Here is a 12,843-nt window from a genome sequence, read left to right on the forward strand (position 1 = left end):
CGTGAGATCGCTCATGCCCGCACTCCGCGCGCCTGCTTGCGGTCGAGCGGCGCAGCGAGGCTGGCGGTGACGGGTATTGCCGTGCCCGCGAGGTCGATCGTCCAGTTCCGCCCATCGAGCCACGCCTGGTCGATAGGCTCATGGCTTTCGGCCCAGCCGAGCGCGACGATGCCGTCGACGGTCGCGCCGAACGCCGCCGAGGTGATCTCGCCGACCGGCTTGCCGTCGGCCAGGATCGCCTCGCCGCCCCAGGCCATCTGACCGTCCGGACGGGGGCCGACGAGCGCGATCAGCCGCTTGGTGCGCGGAGCTGCGCGGGCCGCGACGAGTGCGCTGCGGCCGAGGAAATCGCCCTTTTCCAGCTTCACGGCGAAGCCGAGGCCGGCCTCATAGGGATTGACGTCCGGCGTCAGCTCGCGGCCCCAGGCGCGGAAGCCCTTCTCAATGCGCAGCGAGTCGACCGCATAGTATCCGACGTCGACGAGGCCGAGATCGGCACCGGCCTCGTGCAGCGCATCGTAGATGGCGGGCGCGAATTCGACGGGAACATAGAGCTCGAAGCCATCCCCCAGATAGGAGCGGCGGCAGGCCCAGCTCGTGGCATAGCCGATCGTGACCTGCCGGATCGCGTTGGCCGGGAAATCGGCTAGGTCGAAGGTGGCCGGCGAGACGCGGCCGAGGATCTCCACCGCCTTCGGGCCGGCCAGGGAGAGCACGGCATAGGCCGAGGTCACATCCGTCAGCGTCACCCCCTCCGGGAGCTGACGCCTGATCCAGTGCGCGTCGCGGGTCGCCTGAGCCGTGCCGGTGAGAAGGAGATAGGTGTCGGGCCCGATGCGGGCGGCGGTGAGATCGCTCTCGAAAGTGCCGCGCGCGTTGAGCAAGGCGGTATAGACGGAGGTGCCGACCGGCACGGCGACATCGTTGGCCGCCAGGCGCTGCAGCGCCGCTTCGGCCTGCGGCCCCTGCAGCAGGAACTTGGCGAAGCTGCTCATGTCGACGAGCCCCGCCGCCTCGCGGCAGGCGCGGTGCTCGGCCGCGACCGTCTCGAACCAGTTCTGCTGTCCGAATGAATAGCGGATCGTGCGCTCATCCTCGTTGCGGGCAAAATAGTTTGCGCGCTCCCACCCCATCTTGGAACCGAAGACAGCCCGCTTGGCTGCAAGACGTTCATAGAGCGGCGAGCGCCGGAAGGGCCGTGCGGTATCGAGCTCGCGGTTCGGCCAGGGCATGGCGTAGTGGAGGCCCAGCGTCTCCTTGATGCGATCCTTCAACCAGGCCGGATTGTTGTTGAAGTCCGCGAAGCGGCGGATGTCGACGGGCCAGAGATCGCTCGTCGCCTCTCCCGCGACGATCCACTCGGCGAGCGCCCTTCCGGCACCGCCGCCGGAGGCGATGCCCATCGAGTTGAAGCCGGCGCCGACATAGATGCCCGCCACTTCCGGAGCCTCGCCCAGAAGGAAGTTGTTGTCTGGCGTGAAGCTCTCGGGGCCATTGAGGAAAGTCTTGATCTCGGCCGTCTCCAGCGCCGGCACGCGCTGCAGCGCGTTCTCCATCAGGATCGAGAACTGATCCCAGTCGTCGGGCAGGAGCTGGAACTCGAACGGATGGGGGATGCCGTCCATGCCCCATGGTTTCGCATCGGGCTCGAAGCCGCCCATGACCAGGCCGCCGACCTCCTCCTTGTAGTAGGTATAGCCATCGGGATCACGCATCACCGGCAGGTCCGGCGTCACGCCCTCGATCTTGCCGGTGACGATATACATGTGCTCGGCCGAATGCAGCGGCACCGACACGCCGCACATCTGTCCGACGGCGCGCGACCACTGCCCCGCGCAGATGGCGAGGACCTCGCACTCGACCCGGCCGTGGTCGGTGAGCACCGCCCTCACCCGTCCCTTCTCGGTCTCGATGCCGGTGACGCGGATACCTTCGCGCACGATTGCGCCGCCGTTACGGGCACCGCGCGCCAGCGCCTGGGTAATGTCGGCCGGGTTGGCCTTGCCGTCGCCGGGGAGCCAGACGCCGCCGACGAGATCGTCGGTGCGCATCACCGGCCATTTGTCGCCGGCCTCCTTCGGGCTCAGTTCCTCGATTTCCACGCCCTGAGCGCGCGCCGCCGAAATGGTCCGGCGCAGTTGCGTCATGCGCTCCGGCGTGCGTGCGACCGAAACCGAGCCGCAGCGCTTCCAGCCCGTGGCGAGCTCGGTCTCCTGCTCGAGCGAGGCGTAGAGCTCCGTCGAATAGCGGATCAGGCGCGTCATGCTCGACTGGCTGCGCAGCTGCCCGACCAGACCGGCCGCGTGCCAGGTGGTGCCCGAGGACAGGCGCCCCTGTTCGAGCAGGAGCACGTCGCGCCAGCCGAGCTTGGTCAGATGATAGGCGACAGAGCAGCCGACGATACCGCCGCCGATGATGACGACGCGAGCTTGGGTGGGAATGGACATGAGCGCCTCCGCGATGGAGGCAGCTTAGCGGGCAAAATTCATAAAACAACAAAAAACCACAAAACGGGCAAATTAGGAAACGAACAGGCGAACTCCGTTCTTCGTCAGATTGGAGGCGATCGGATCCGGCGGAAGCCGGTCGAGCAGCAGTCCCGCGAAGGTCGCGTCACTGCCTATCCGGCTCGGCAGGACAAGGCCGAACTTGCTGCTGTCGGCCATCAGGAAGCCTTGCTCTGCAGCGCTCAGGAGCGCGCTTCGGATGGCCGCTCCGGCTCGCGTGTAGTCAGTCAGCCGTCCCTCCGCGTCGACGCCGCCGACGCTGACAAAGGAGAAATCCGCCGACAAGCGCCCGATCGCCCGCAGGGCTTCGGCGCCCGAGGTCGCATCCTCGTTGCGATCGAATTCGCCACCGATCAGGAAAACGCGGGCGCCCGGTAGCCGGCTGGCCAGCCGCGCATTCTCGAGCGAAGTCGTATGCACGACCAGTCGCTTTCGGTCCGATCGCACCAGAGCGCGCACCACCGCTTCGGTCGTGGTGCCGGAATCGAGCAAGATGGTCACGCCATCGCCAAGCATGGAGGCGGCGAGATTGGCGATCAGTTCCTTGCCTGCACGGTTCACGGCCCGGCGGCTGGCAAAGGATGCTTCCGAGCGCTCGGCTCGGATCGCTCCGCCGTGAACGACCGATAGCAGTCCCTCGGCCGACAACGCCTTGAGGTCTCGCCGGATCGTCTCGCGGGAGACGTCGAGCGATCGGGCAAGTTCCTCGACGCTGATCGTTTCCAGTCTTTCGAGACTTTCGAGGATGATGTGATGCCGTCGCGCAGCGATGTCGCGGGTCATGGAAACGAGGCCAAAAATCCTGGTCGGCAGATGAATCCACCACAATCTGCCACATATCGTTGATTCGTGCTTGGCAATCGAGCGGACACGGCCGGGTTCAACCGCAGCGCGGCCAAACAAGGCGCGCAGCCAACGCAAGCAGCCTGAACCATCGCTCGAACGCCCCGAACGGCGGCATCCGGTTTTGATAGCCGGCCAGTTGCACGGGCCGGCCCCCCGACCCGGCGGAACTCAAGCCCGCCGGCCCCAGGAATGCCGGCTCAGCGATCCCTCGCGCTTCAGGCGAAGGCGACGTTCTCGCGCTGCGCGCGCAGGCGGGGATCACGCGAGCGCACCTGGACCGGCCGCCCGTCGAGAACCTCGAAGCAGCGGGCGAGCGTATCGTCCGAGAGGCGCCGCATCGCCTCGACGGTGAAGAAGGTCAGGTGCGGAAAGAGAATGACGTCGTCGCGGCCAAAGAGCGGGCTGAGCACGTGCCCTGCCTTCGCCAGCGGTTCCTGGGAGTAGACATCGAGCCCGACGCCCCCGAGGCGGCCCGCAAGCACTGCCTCGACCAGCGCCGCCTCGTCGATGAGCGCCCCGCGCGAGACGTTGACGAGGACCGCGGAGGGCTTCAGGCAGGCGAGCTCGGCGGGTCCGATCAATCCACGCGTGGCTTCGCTCAGCACGCAATGGAGCGAGACGAAGTCGCATTCGCGCAGCATCGCATGGAGATCGTCCATCTTCTCGATCCCGGCCGCGGCGAGCGTCGCCCGGTCGACATTGGGGTCATAGCCCAGCACGCGGGCGCGAAACCCCTGCCCCGCCATCCGCGCCATGCTGCGGCCGATCTTGCCGGCACCCACAAGTCCGACCGTGGCACCGGCGATGTCGCGGCCGAGCCAGCGTTGTTCGGGCCAGATCCAGCCATCGGCCGCCATGGCGCGGCCGATTTCGGGCAGGCGTTTGGCCAGAGCGATCATCAGAGCGAACGCGCCCTCCGCGACGGTCTCCTCGGCGTATTCGGGGACGTTGACGACCGGGATGCCGCGCGCGCTAGCGGCGGGGATATCGATCGCATCGATGCCGACACCGTATTTGACGATGCCCCTGAGTTTCGGCGCAGCCTCGATGACGCGGGCCGTGATGGGCGTGTAGCACATCAGGATGAGCTCGGCGTCCGCGACGGCCTCGATCAGTTCGGCCTCCGGGATGCCATCGGGCAAGGTGACGAGCTCGACGCCGCGTGCCCTGAGGCCGGCATCGATGTCGGGGCATTCCAGCTCACGATCCGTGCGAACGGCTTTCATATCGGACCCCTTCGGTCGCAGGGAAGAGAGAAGGCCTCAGCCTGCCGCGATCGCGGCCTCGACGATGTCGAGCGCACGGTCCAGGTCGGTTTTCGCGATCACCAGCGGCGGCGAGAGCGTCAGAACGTTGCCCTGGCTGATCTTGAAGCTCAGCCCTGCTTCGAGGCAGCGATAGTAGACACGTTCGGCGAGCGCGTTGTCGGGAGCCATATCCGCCTTGTCGGTCACGATCTCGACGCCGAACATCAGCCCGCGCCCGCGCACATCGCCGACATGAGGCGACCCTTCGCCGAAGGCGCGCAGACGGTCCATCGCCTGGCCACCGAGCTCGGCTGCCCGCTCCGGCAGCCCCTCCTCGCGGAGGATCGCGATCGTGGTGAGCGCCGCGCGCGTCGTCACCGGGTTCTTCTCATGGGTGTAGTGGCCGATCGCGAAGTCGCCGGCGACATCGAGGTCGCGCCGCGCGATCGCCGCCGCGATGGGCAGGATGCCGCCGCCCAGCGCCTTGCCGACGACGAGGATGTCCGGCGTCACCTCGTCATGTTCGCTGGTGAAGAAGCGGCCGGTCTTGCCCAGCCCTGTCGGGATCTCGTCGAAGATCAGCAGCGTGCCGTGGCGGTCACAGGCTTCGCGCACCTGCTTCCAGAAGCCGGGCGCCGGCGGGTTCGGCGTCGCCCGCATCGGCTCGGCGACGAGAGCCGCGAAATCACCCTCCCGGCCGAGCACATAGGAAATCATGCTGGCGCAGGCGCGGGCCGAATCCTCCAGGCTGTTATGGCCATAGGCGCAGTGATGGTTCGCCCAGGGCGCGACATGCTCCGCGCCCGGCAGGAGCGGCCCGGCAATGCCGGAGCGGAAGGTCGCCTCGCCACCGACGCTCGAGGCGCCGAAGCCCGCGCCATGAAAGGCATCCCAGAACGACAGCGTCTTGAAGCGCCCGGTGGCGGCGCGCGCGAGCTTCAGCGCCACCTCGACCGCATCCGAACCGCCCGTCGTGAACAGCACCTTCCCGAGATCGCCCGGGGCAAGGCGGCCGAGCGTCTCGGCCAGCTCGACTGCCGGCTCGCAGGTGAAGCGGCGCGGCGCGAAGCAGAGATCGTCGATCTGCTGCTTGATCGCAGCCTTCAGCCGGGGATGGCCGTAGCCGATATGGTGGACGCTGTTGCCATGGAAATCCATGTAGCGGCGCCCGGCCGTATCCTCGATCCAAATGCCCTCGGCCTTGGCGATCGCCGTGACGCAGGGGCTCGACAGGCTCTGGTGCAGAAAGGCCTCGGCGTCCCGCTTCAGCAGGCTACGCGTCGCCGGGTCATCGAGCCGCGCCGACCAGGCGCCGCGCGCCGCCGAGGTGTTCGACTCACCTTCAGTATGCACGAGTTTGGCGGAAAGACCTGACATCCTGAGGCTCCGTGCCGAGGCGATAAACCGGCGTTGCGGCAGGTCAATCCCGTCGCGACTGCTTTCGACGCCGGCATCATCGTCGGCGATGGGCCATCTTAAAAATCGTTATTTTCGATCGACTGATAAATTAAATCGTTGCATTAGGAATCGCCGTATCGCCTCCTTCGGTCCCAACCCGCCCGGATCCCCCCATGCGCTACGTCCAGCTCCGTGCTTTCCATCAGGTCGCGATCGCCGGCGGCTTTTCGCGCGCCGCGAGCGAGCTGAACCTGACGCAGCCGGCGATCTCCGATCAGGTCCGGAAGCTCGAGGAGGAATATGACGTGCTGCTGTTCAGCCGGCAGCACAGGCAGATCGCCCTGACGGCGATGGGCGAGAGGCTGCTCGCGATCACGCACCGCCTGTTCGATGCGGAGGACCAGGCGCGCGGGCTGCTCTCCGAGTCGCGCGCCTTGCGGCTCGGGACCCTTCGGCTCGCAGCCGATTCCGTCCACCATGTCCTGCAGGTGCTGACGGCGTTCCGCGAGATCTATCCGGGCGTGCGGATAACGGTGAGCGCCGGCAACACCGAGACCATCGTGGCGCAACTGCAGAGCTATGAGGCCGATATCGGCGTCCTCGGCGACATGGCTCCCCACCGCGATTTCGAGTTCATTCCGCTGAATGCGGCGCCGATCATCGCCGTCGCCGCACCAGATCACCCGATTGCCTCGCGCCGGTCGCTGGCGCTGGCGGAGCTCGCCGGTCTCCCCCTGGTGATACGGGAAAGCGGCTCGCGGACGCGCCGGCTTCTAGAACAGCGCGCGGCCGAGACCGGCGTCAGGCTGGACTACGCCATCGAGGTCGAAGGGCGGGAGGCTGCGCTCGACATCGTTGCGTCGGGTGCCGGCATCGGCTTTGTCTCGGAGGCCGAGCTGCGCGGAGATCGCGGCCTGGCCCGCATCGCTCTCGATGGACCGCCAATCCTTATGGAGGAATCTCTGATTTGCCTGAGCGAGCGCAAGGAAAACAAGGCGATCAAAGCCTTCCTGGACGTCGCTCGAGGTCGCTGACGGTCAGGCCGGACTTGCCCGCACTCTTCGCTCATATCGCGCCAGCACGCGCGCAGATGCGGACAGCAACGAGGCTCGGTGGGCGCCCATGGACTGAGGCGTCGACCTCCAAGGGGATCGCCCGCCACAATCGCTATGGCTGTAATGAACTTCGCGCTGCCTGCATCGGCAGCGCGAAGGACAGGGGCTGACGCCGCCGCCTAGGCCGGCAGGACGACGACCTTCGTCTTGACCGGCGTCTGGTTGTAGAGATGGATCATGTCCTGGCTGAGCAGGCCAACGCAGCCGCTGGTGATGCCGTTGCCGATCGTCTCCGGGTCGCTCGACGCATAGATCGTGTAGAGCGTGTAGGCGCCGTTCTGATAGAGATGGAGCGTGCGGGCGCCGAGCGGATTGTCGAGGCCGCCCGGCATGCCGCGGGCGTATTTCGCCGCCTCGGGCTGGCGCTTGATCATTTCCTTCGGCGGGGTCCAGGTCGCCCATTCGGACTTGCGCCCGACATAGGCGTCGCCGTTCCAGCGGAAGCCGTCGCGGCCGACATTGGCGCCATAGCGGGTGGCGGTGCCGTCGCCCTCGACGCGATAGACATAGTAATTGCCGGGATCGACGATGATCGTGCCGGGCGCTTCCTTGGTCTCGTAGCGCACGGTCTTGCGGAAATATTTCGGATCGACCTTGCTGACATCGACCGCCGGGATCGGGAACTTCTCTTCGGGCACCGGCCCGTAGACCTTCTGCGCCTCGGCGAAGCTCATGCCGTCGGATGTTGCGCAGCCGCCCAGCCCGAGCGCGCCGACACCGACGGCCGAGCCGACCAGAAACGACCGGCGGCTCAGAAGCCCCGCCCGATGCCCGAGCAGAGCGATCTCCTCCACGTTGCCGGCATCGGCATTCCTACCGTCCATAATCATGATTTGGCAGTTTCCCATGTCCTGTTGCCCGACGAGAGAATACTCCGACAGACACCCGCTGAACCTCTTGCTGAGCTGAGATTGCCGTCACAAGGCGCGATTGGCAAGCTCGGGTCTAAGCTGCGCGGGGCTTGGGATGCGCCGAATTCGGTAACGTCCCCGCTGTCTCGCGGTCTGACTGCGCATGGCGCTCGGCGGGACGAAAATTCACGGACACGCACATTTGAGGACGGAATCCGATCGGCCGGGGCGGTTACGAACACCGAGGACCCAGGCTCAAAGAAGAGGTGAACGCTTCCGGAAGGATAGCCGCGGGCCATCTATTCGAGCTACACCGGCTCCACCGCCGCGCATCGGGGCGCTCATGGATGGCGTAGGGTCCTTCCGACCCCGAATGTCTCGGAGAGAGATCGGCATCATGCGAGACAATCAGCCCACCGCCGGGCTTCTTTCCCCTCTCCCTCTCCGAGTTCAGCCGGTCACGAAGGCCGCCTTCGAGCCCTTCGGATGGGTGGTGGAAACAGGCGATTCCGGCCGCGCTGCGAACAACGGCACGGCGCGCCGGCACGACATTCACGCGCTCGCGGCCGCGGACGTCAAAGCCGGATCCCGGCTGGTCACCTCGATTTTCGAAGCGAAGCGGCAGCCGCCGAACCCGGTGATCACGATGCTCGAGCGGCATGTGAATTCGGTCCAGCTGATCGTTCCGCTGGATGGCGCCGGCCATATCGTCATCGTCAGTCAAACCAGCGAGGACGGCACGCCCGAGATTTCGACGCTCGCCGCATTCTCGTTCACCGCGTCGCAGGGAATGATCTACCGACGGGGGCTTTGGCACCACCCAATCATAGCGATCGGGGTGGACGCTCGCTTCCTCGTCCAGTCCTGGCAAAACGGCACCGAGGCGGACTGCGAGATAGTCGCCATCGACCCCTGGACGGTATGCCCGGGCAGAGCAATCTAGAGCGTTTGCGCTGGTAGACGCGCTGCGCCGATCCACTGCGCCATCGTCGTGTCCACGTCACCGGGCCATACACACTCCCGACCAACCGAGATGAAGAATAGCCAAGGATATCCGCACCTCTCATGACCGGCGCCGCCCGCGCCGACTGGCTATTCTAGACAAGAAGAAGCGTCTTGATGGCGCGGCGCTCATCCATTGCGCGGTAACCTGCAGCCACGTCGGCCAAAGGAATAGTGAGATCAAACACCTTACCGGGATTGATCTTGCGGCTAAGCACGAGGTCGATGAGATCGGGAAGGAACCGGCGCACAGGCGCGGGGCCGCCTAGCATGCCGACCTGCGAAAAGAACAATGATTGGCCATCAAACTGAACACCATGCGGCACACCGACATAGCCGATCATCGAGCCCGGGCGAGCGACCTGGAGCGCCTGGTTCATCGACTGCTGCGTGCCGACGCACTCCAGGACGGAATCGGCGCCGACACGATTGGTCAGTTCCTTGATGCGAGCTATTCCCTCTTCACCGCGCTCCGCCACAATGTCGGTTGCGCCGTACTCAAGGGCGAGATCCTGGCGCGCCTTATGGCGGCTCATGATGATAATCCGGCCAGCCCCCATCTGCTTCGCGGCGAGCACACCCATAAGCCCGACGGCTCCGTCGCCGACCACGACAGCCGTCGATCCAGGCTGAACGCGCGCTGCATCCGCGGCGTACCAACCGGTCCCCAGAACGTCTGAAGCCGCGAGAAGGCTCGGAATGAGGTCATCATCAGGCTGCGCGTCAGTTGGCACCAATGTGCCGTCCGCAAGGGGAACCCGCGCATAAGGCGCCTGGGCGCCCGTCATGAACTCGCGCTGTTCGCATGAAGACTGGAAGCCCAAACGACAATGAGGGCAGGTATTGTCCGAGAGACAGAAGGATCCGACGACGAACTGGCCGGGCCTGACGCTTTTGACCGCACTGCCGATCTCGACGACCACGCCGCAATATTCATGGCCCATGGCCTGCGGCTCGGTGACGGCATTTGCGCCTCGGAAGGGCCAAAGGTCGGAGCCGCAGACGCAGGTGGCCGAGAGCTTGATGATGGCATCGGTCGGCTTCTCGATACGGGGGGCGGGGCGGTCCTCGAAACGAACGTCGCCTGGGCCGTAGAGCATTGTTCCAAGCATGTTTGAGTCCTCTTGTTTTGTTTCGCGTCCAACGATTGGCCGGTGCGCAAGCGCAGTGCCGGCGGTCAGGGTGAGAGCGAGCGAGACGAACAGCGCGAGGTGGTCTGTACTGTACCTCGGGCGAGGCCTCCCAGCCAGGCGGCCACTCTTTCAAGGGTGCGGCGCTCCCGGTCGCCTCGCATCGACGACATCCCCGCCCTTCATCGGCAAACGCAAGGCTGCCTTGTCAGGCACGTCGCTTCGACGATCCGCAACCGCGAGGGGGCGGTCGTTGCGGCGGTTCGCACGCCGAAGGTGGAGGGTGAGCGGTACGCCGCTTTGCTCCAGGAGGACGCGCTTGGTGTTGAGGGCAAGCTGCCCGTTCGCCCCCAGCACCAGCAGCTTCGCCGCTTCCCGGGAGGCACCGATCATCGGTCGATCCGCGCCTGATGACTGGGCGAATAGCGCTCGCCATGGACGGCGATGCCCGACAGTGCATCATCGATGGCAGCGAGATCGCCGGCGGAAAGCTCGACGGCCGCCGCGCCGATATTCTCTTCCGCACGATGGAGCTTGGTCGTGCCCGGAATGGGGACGATCCATGGTTTCCGAGAGAGCACCCAGGCGAGCGCGAGCTGCGCAGGCGTGACCTTCTTTTCCTGTGCGAGGAGGCCGACAGCGTCGACCAACGCTTGATTGGCCGACAGGTTTTCCTGCGTGAAGCGTGGCACCGTGCTGCGGTAGTCGTCCTTCCCGAAGGTCGCGTTCGCGCTCACCGTCCCTGTGAGAAAGCCCTTCCCAAGCGGACTGAACGGCACGAAGCCGATCCCGAGTTCTTCCAGGACCGGAAGAATCTGCTCCTCGGGCTCGCGCCACCACAGCGAATACTCGCTTTGAAGCGCCGTGACGGGCTGGACCGCATGAGCGCGGCGGATGTTTTTCACGCCCGCTTCCGAAAGTCCGAAATGCAGAACCTTGCCTTGCGCGATCAGCTCCCTGACCGTGCCGGCAACATCTTCCATGGGCACGTTGGGATCGACCCGGTGCTGATACAGCAAGTCGATCCGATCGGTCCGCAGGCGCTTCAGCGAGCCTTCCACGGCGGCGCGGATGCGCTGTGGGCTGCTGTCCATTGCACCGCCGCCTTCGATATCAAAGCCGAACTTGGTCGCGACAACGACCCGGTCGCGGATGGGTTGAAGGGCTTCGCCAACAACCTCTTCGTTCTTGTAGGGCCCGTAGACTTCAGCGGTATCAAAGAATGTGATGCCGCGCTCGAAGGCACCACGGATCAATTTCACCGCATCGGCCGAGAGCAACGGCGCACCGTATGACTGGCTGATGCCCATGCATCCCAGGCCGATCGCCGAGACTTCAAGTCCACTCTTTCCCAGAACGCGCTTTCTCATGACTCTATTCCTTGCTGTTCTATCGATTTCGGTGCGAGTTCGCCGTACCAGTAGGCAGCGGTCACACCTCCATCCATGAGGAAGTCGCTGCCGGTGATGAAGGCGCCGTCCGGCCCCATAAGCAGCGCTCCGAGGTGCGCGACCTCATCCGGTGTTGCGGCGCGCCCGACCGGGCATAGTTCGATCATCCGCCGATAGCCCTCGCCGCGCGGGCCGGTGAGTTCGTCCCTTGCGAGAGGCGTGAGACGATGCCCGGGCTGATCGTGTTGACGCGCGCTCCACGGCGCCCCCAGCGCACGGCCTCGGACATGACGCGCAGTGAATTGCCGCGCTTGGACAACTGATAGGCGTGAAGCGAATCCCTCACCCGGTCCGGCTGAAGCATCGGCAGCGAAAGCAGCTCGTCCGCTGGCGTCGTGGCCAGCGCAGCGTTCTCCTCCGCCGTCAGCGCACCCAACCGGTGGCCGGACTGGGATGCGATCACGACACCGGCGCCGCCCTTTGCGATGACGTTGCCAAACTCCTCGAGGACGACAGCCGTGCCGTAGAGATCGACCGCAAGGATCGTCGCCTGCGAGGCCTGCGATGGCGAAACGCCCGCCGCGTGGATGACGCCGGCGATGTTGCCGCGAGCCGCGGCGAACGCGACAAGCCCCTGGACGGAAAGCCGCGAAGATACATCGACCGTCACGGTACTGACCTCGAATCCGGCATCCCGCAGAACTGCGGCCGCGGCATCGGCATTTCCCTGGCGAAGATCCGCCAACACCACATGCTTGCCTGCGCTCACTCGCCGCGCGATGGCGATGCCGATCGAACCGGCGCCAATAACGACATTCACATCACTCATCATCGCTCTCCCTGGCGGGTTCGGGCGGGCAGTACTCGTCGTCGCGGACATGCTCCATCCAGACGATCTGCGCTTCCGGATCGGGACGTGCGAGCGCGATCAGCCTGAGCGGCTGATCCGGCGCAGCGCCGTGCCATTGCTTCCGGCCGGGCTCGAGCCAGATGAGGTCGCCGGGCCGCATCGGCTCGATCTGCCCGCCGGCGCGCTGCAAACGGCCGAGGCCCTTCGCCACAAGCAGCGTCCGCCCCATCGAATGGGTATGCCGGGCCGTCCGTGTTCTTGGATGGAATGCGAATGTCGCCCCCCGAGGGCTGCCGTCCGGCCCAAATGGCGCGGCGATGCGGACCTCTCCGGTGTATCGATCCGAGACATCGCCTCTTGCGGCCCGGGCGACGTTGCGGCCGGTGTTCATGCGCGAAATCCTGGCGTTCGAGGCGCCCCCCGCACCCGTTGGATCACACGCTATCTTGAGATCATTGTGATGATTATCCGCTATAAGCTGCATGCGGTTATATCCGGGGATCATG

Annotated in this window: 13 protein-coding genes; 2 read left to right on the top strand and 11 right to left on the bottom strand. The window is 65.6% G+C overall.

What is annotated here, in order from left to right; translation table 11 throughout:
- Window positions 1-11: 11 nt before the first annotated feature.
- From AC1DIN_RS11500 to pbfA, 4 genes are all read right to left on the bottom strand, one after another.
- Window positions 12-2,447, bottom strand: coding sequence for a GcvT family protein (locus AC1DIN_RS11500; RefSeq protein WP_476809874.1), 2,436 nt, complete (start codon window positions 2,445-2,447; stop codon window positions 12-14).
- A 72-nt stretch (window positions 2,448-2,519) separates the two neighbouring features.
- Entirely contained in the window at window positions 2,520-3,290 is a 771-nt protein-coding gene (locus AC1DIN_RS11505) for a DeoR/GlpR family DNA-binding transcription regulator (protein WP_476809875.1), read from the bottom strand.
- Between the two features lie 278 nt (window positions 3,291-3,568).
- Complete coding sequence (locus tag AC1DIN_RS11510; RefSeq protein WP_441470136.1) at window positions 3,569-4,579, bottom strand: 2-hydroxyacid dehydrogenase; 1,011 nt, start codon at window positions 4,577-4,579, stop codon at window positions 3,569-3,571.
- Window positions 4,580-4,615: 36 nt separating this feature from the next.
- Window positions 4,616-5,977 carry a (R)-1-hydroxy-2-aminoethylphosphonate ammonia-lyase gene (gene pbfA / locus AC1DIN_RS11515; RefSeq protein WP_476809876.1) on the bottom strand — a complete coding sequence of 454 codons (1,362 nt, stop codon included), beginning with the start codon at window positions 5,975-5,977 and terminating at the stop codon, window positions 4,616-4,618.
- Window positions 5,978-6,171: 194 nt separating this feature from the next.
- On the opposite strand from pbfA, the gene AC1DIN_RS11520 reads away from it, so the two are divergent.
- Entirely contained in the window at window positions 6,172-7,032 is an 861-nt protein-coding gene (locus AC1DIN_RS11520) for a LysR substrate-binding domain-containing protein (RefSeq protein WP_476809877.1), read from the top strand.
- 200 nt (window positions 7,033-7,232) lie between these two features.
- On the opposite strand, the gene AC1DIN_RS11525 is transcribed toward AC1DIN_RS11520, so the two are convergent.
- Entirely contained in the window at window positions 7,233-7,943 is a 711-nt protein-coding gene (locus tag AC1DIN_RS11525; protein WP_441470139.1) for a L,D-transpeptidase, read from the bottom strand.
- A gap of 418 nt (window positions 7,944-8,361) precedes the next feature.
- Here AC1DIN_RS11525 and AC1DIN_RS11530 point away from each other — a divergent pair, with 418 nt between their 5' ends.
- Entirely contained in the window at window positions 8,362-8,907 is a 546-nt protein-coding gene (locus AC1DIN_RS11530; protein WP_476809878.1) for an ureidoglycolate lyase, read from the top strand.
- Window positions 8,908-9,061: 154 nt separating this feature from the next.
- Here the strand turns inward: AC1DIN_RS11530 and AC1DIN_RS11535 are convergent, their stop codons facing one another.
- The 6 genes from AC1DIN_RS11535 to AC1DIN_RS11560 form a co-directional block, all read right to left on the bottom strand.
- Entirely contained in the window at window positions 9,062-10,078 is a 1,017-nt protein-coding gene (locus tag AC1DIN_RS11535; protein ID WP_476809879.1) for a zinc-dependent alcohol dehydrogenase family protein, read from the bottom strand.
- Between the two features lie 150 nt (window positions 10,079-10,228).
- Entirely contained in the window at window positions 10,229-10,489 is a 261-nt protein-coding gene (locus AC1DIN_RS11540; protein WP_476809880.1) for a hypothetical protein, read from the bottom strand.
- Window positions 10,486-11,466, bottom strand: coding sequence for an aldo/keto reductase (locus AC1DIN_RS11545; protein WP_476809881.1), 981 nt, complete (start codon window positions 11,464-11,466; stop codon window positions 10,486-10,488). The genes AC1DIN_RS11540 and AC1DIN_RS11545 overlap by 4 nt, the downstream gene beginning before the upstream one ends.
- Window positions 11,463-11,654 (bottom strand): SDR family oxidoreductase, encoded by a 192-nt coding sequence (locus AC1DIN_RS11550; protein ID WP_476809882.1) that lies wholly within the window; start codon window positions 11,652-11,654, stop codon window positions 11,463-11,465. Before AC1DIN_RS11550 ends, AC1DIN_RS11545 begins: the two co-directional genes overlap by 4 nt.
- On the bottom strand, window positions 11,651-12,316 hold the full coding sequence (locus AC1DIN_RS11555) for an SDR family oxidoreductase (RefSeq protein WP_476809883.1): 666 nt from the start codon (window positions 12,314-12,316) through the stop codon (window positions 11,651-11,653). The genes AC1DIN_RS11550 and AC1DIN_RS11555 overlap by 4 nt, the downstream gene beginning before the upstream one ends.
- Window positions 12,309-12,842: a cupin domain-containing protein gene (locus tag AC1DIN_RS11560; protein WP_476809884.1), complete on the bottom strand. Its 534-nt coding sequence runs from the start codon at window positions 12,840-12,842 to the stop codon at window positions 12,309-12,311. The genes AC1DIN_RS11555 and AC1DIN_RS11560 overlap by 8 nt, the downstream gene beginning before the upstream one ends.
- Window position 12,843 lies beyond the last annotated feature (1 nt).

It is taken from the genome of Allobosea sp. 05T438 (genome assembly GCF_056396025.1).

What these genes read in the sequence shown, in the direction of transcription:
- AC1DIN_RS11555 (WP_476809883.1), bottom strand. Translation starts at nt 12,316, where the DNA reads ATGAGTGATGTGAATGTCGTTATTGGCGCCGGTTCGATCGGCATCGCC.
- AC1DIN_RS11545 (WP_476809881.1), bottom strand. Translation starts at nt 11,466, where the DNA reads ATGAGAAAGCGCGTTCTGGGAAAGAGTGGACTTGAAGTCTCGGCGATC.
- AC1DIN_RS11520 (WP_476809877.1), top strand. Translation starts at nt 6,172, where the DNA reads ATGCGCTACGTCCAGCTCCGTGCTTTCCATCAGGTCGCGATCGCCGGC.
- AC1DIN_RS11530 (WP_476809878.1), top strand. Translation starts at nt 8,362, where the DNA reads ATGCGAGACAATCAGCCCACCGCCGGGCTTCTTTCCCCTCTCCCTCTC.
- AC1DIN_RS11560 (WP_476809884.1), bottom strand. Translation starts at nt 12,842, where the DNA reads ATGATCCCCGGATATAACCGCATGCAGCTTATAGCGGATAATCATCAC.
- AC1DIN_RS11535 (WP_476809879.1), bottom strand. Translation starts at nt 10,078, where the DNA reads ATGCTTGGAACAATGCTCTACGGCCCAGGCGACGTTCGTTTCGAGGAC.
- AC1DIN_RS11540 (WP_476809880.1), bottom strand. Translation starts at nt 10,489, where the DNA reads ATGATCGGTGCCTCCCGGGAAGCGGCGAAGCTGCTGGTGCTGGGGGCG.
- AC1DIN_RS11525 (WP_441470139.1), bottom strand. Translation starts at nt 7,943, where the DNA reads ATGATTATGGACGGTAGGAATGCCGATGCCGGCAACGTGGAGGAGATC.
- AC1DIN_RS11500 (WP_476809874.1), bottom strand. Translation starts at nt 2,447, where the DNA reads ATGTCCATTCCCACCCAAGCTCGCGTCGTCATCATCGGCGGCGGTATC.
- AC1DIN_RS11550 (WP_476809882.1), bottom strand. Translation starts at nt 11,654, where the DNA reads ATGATCGAACTATGCCCGGTCGGGCGCGCCGCAACACCGGATGAGGTC.
- pbfA (WP_476809876.1), bottom strand. Translation starts at nt 5,977, where the DNA reads ATGTCAGGTCTTTCCGCCAAACTCGTGCATACTGAAGGTGAGTCGAAC.
- AC1DIN_RS11505 (WP_476809875.1), bottom strand. Translation starts at nt 3,290, where the DNA reads ATGACCCGCGACATCGCTGCGCGACGGCATCACATCATCCTCGAAAGT.
- AC1DIN_RS11510 (WP_441470136.1), bottom strand. Translation starts at nt 4,579, where the DNA reads ATGAAAGCCGTTCGCACGGATCGTGAGCTGGAATGCCCCGACATCGAT.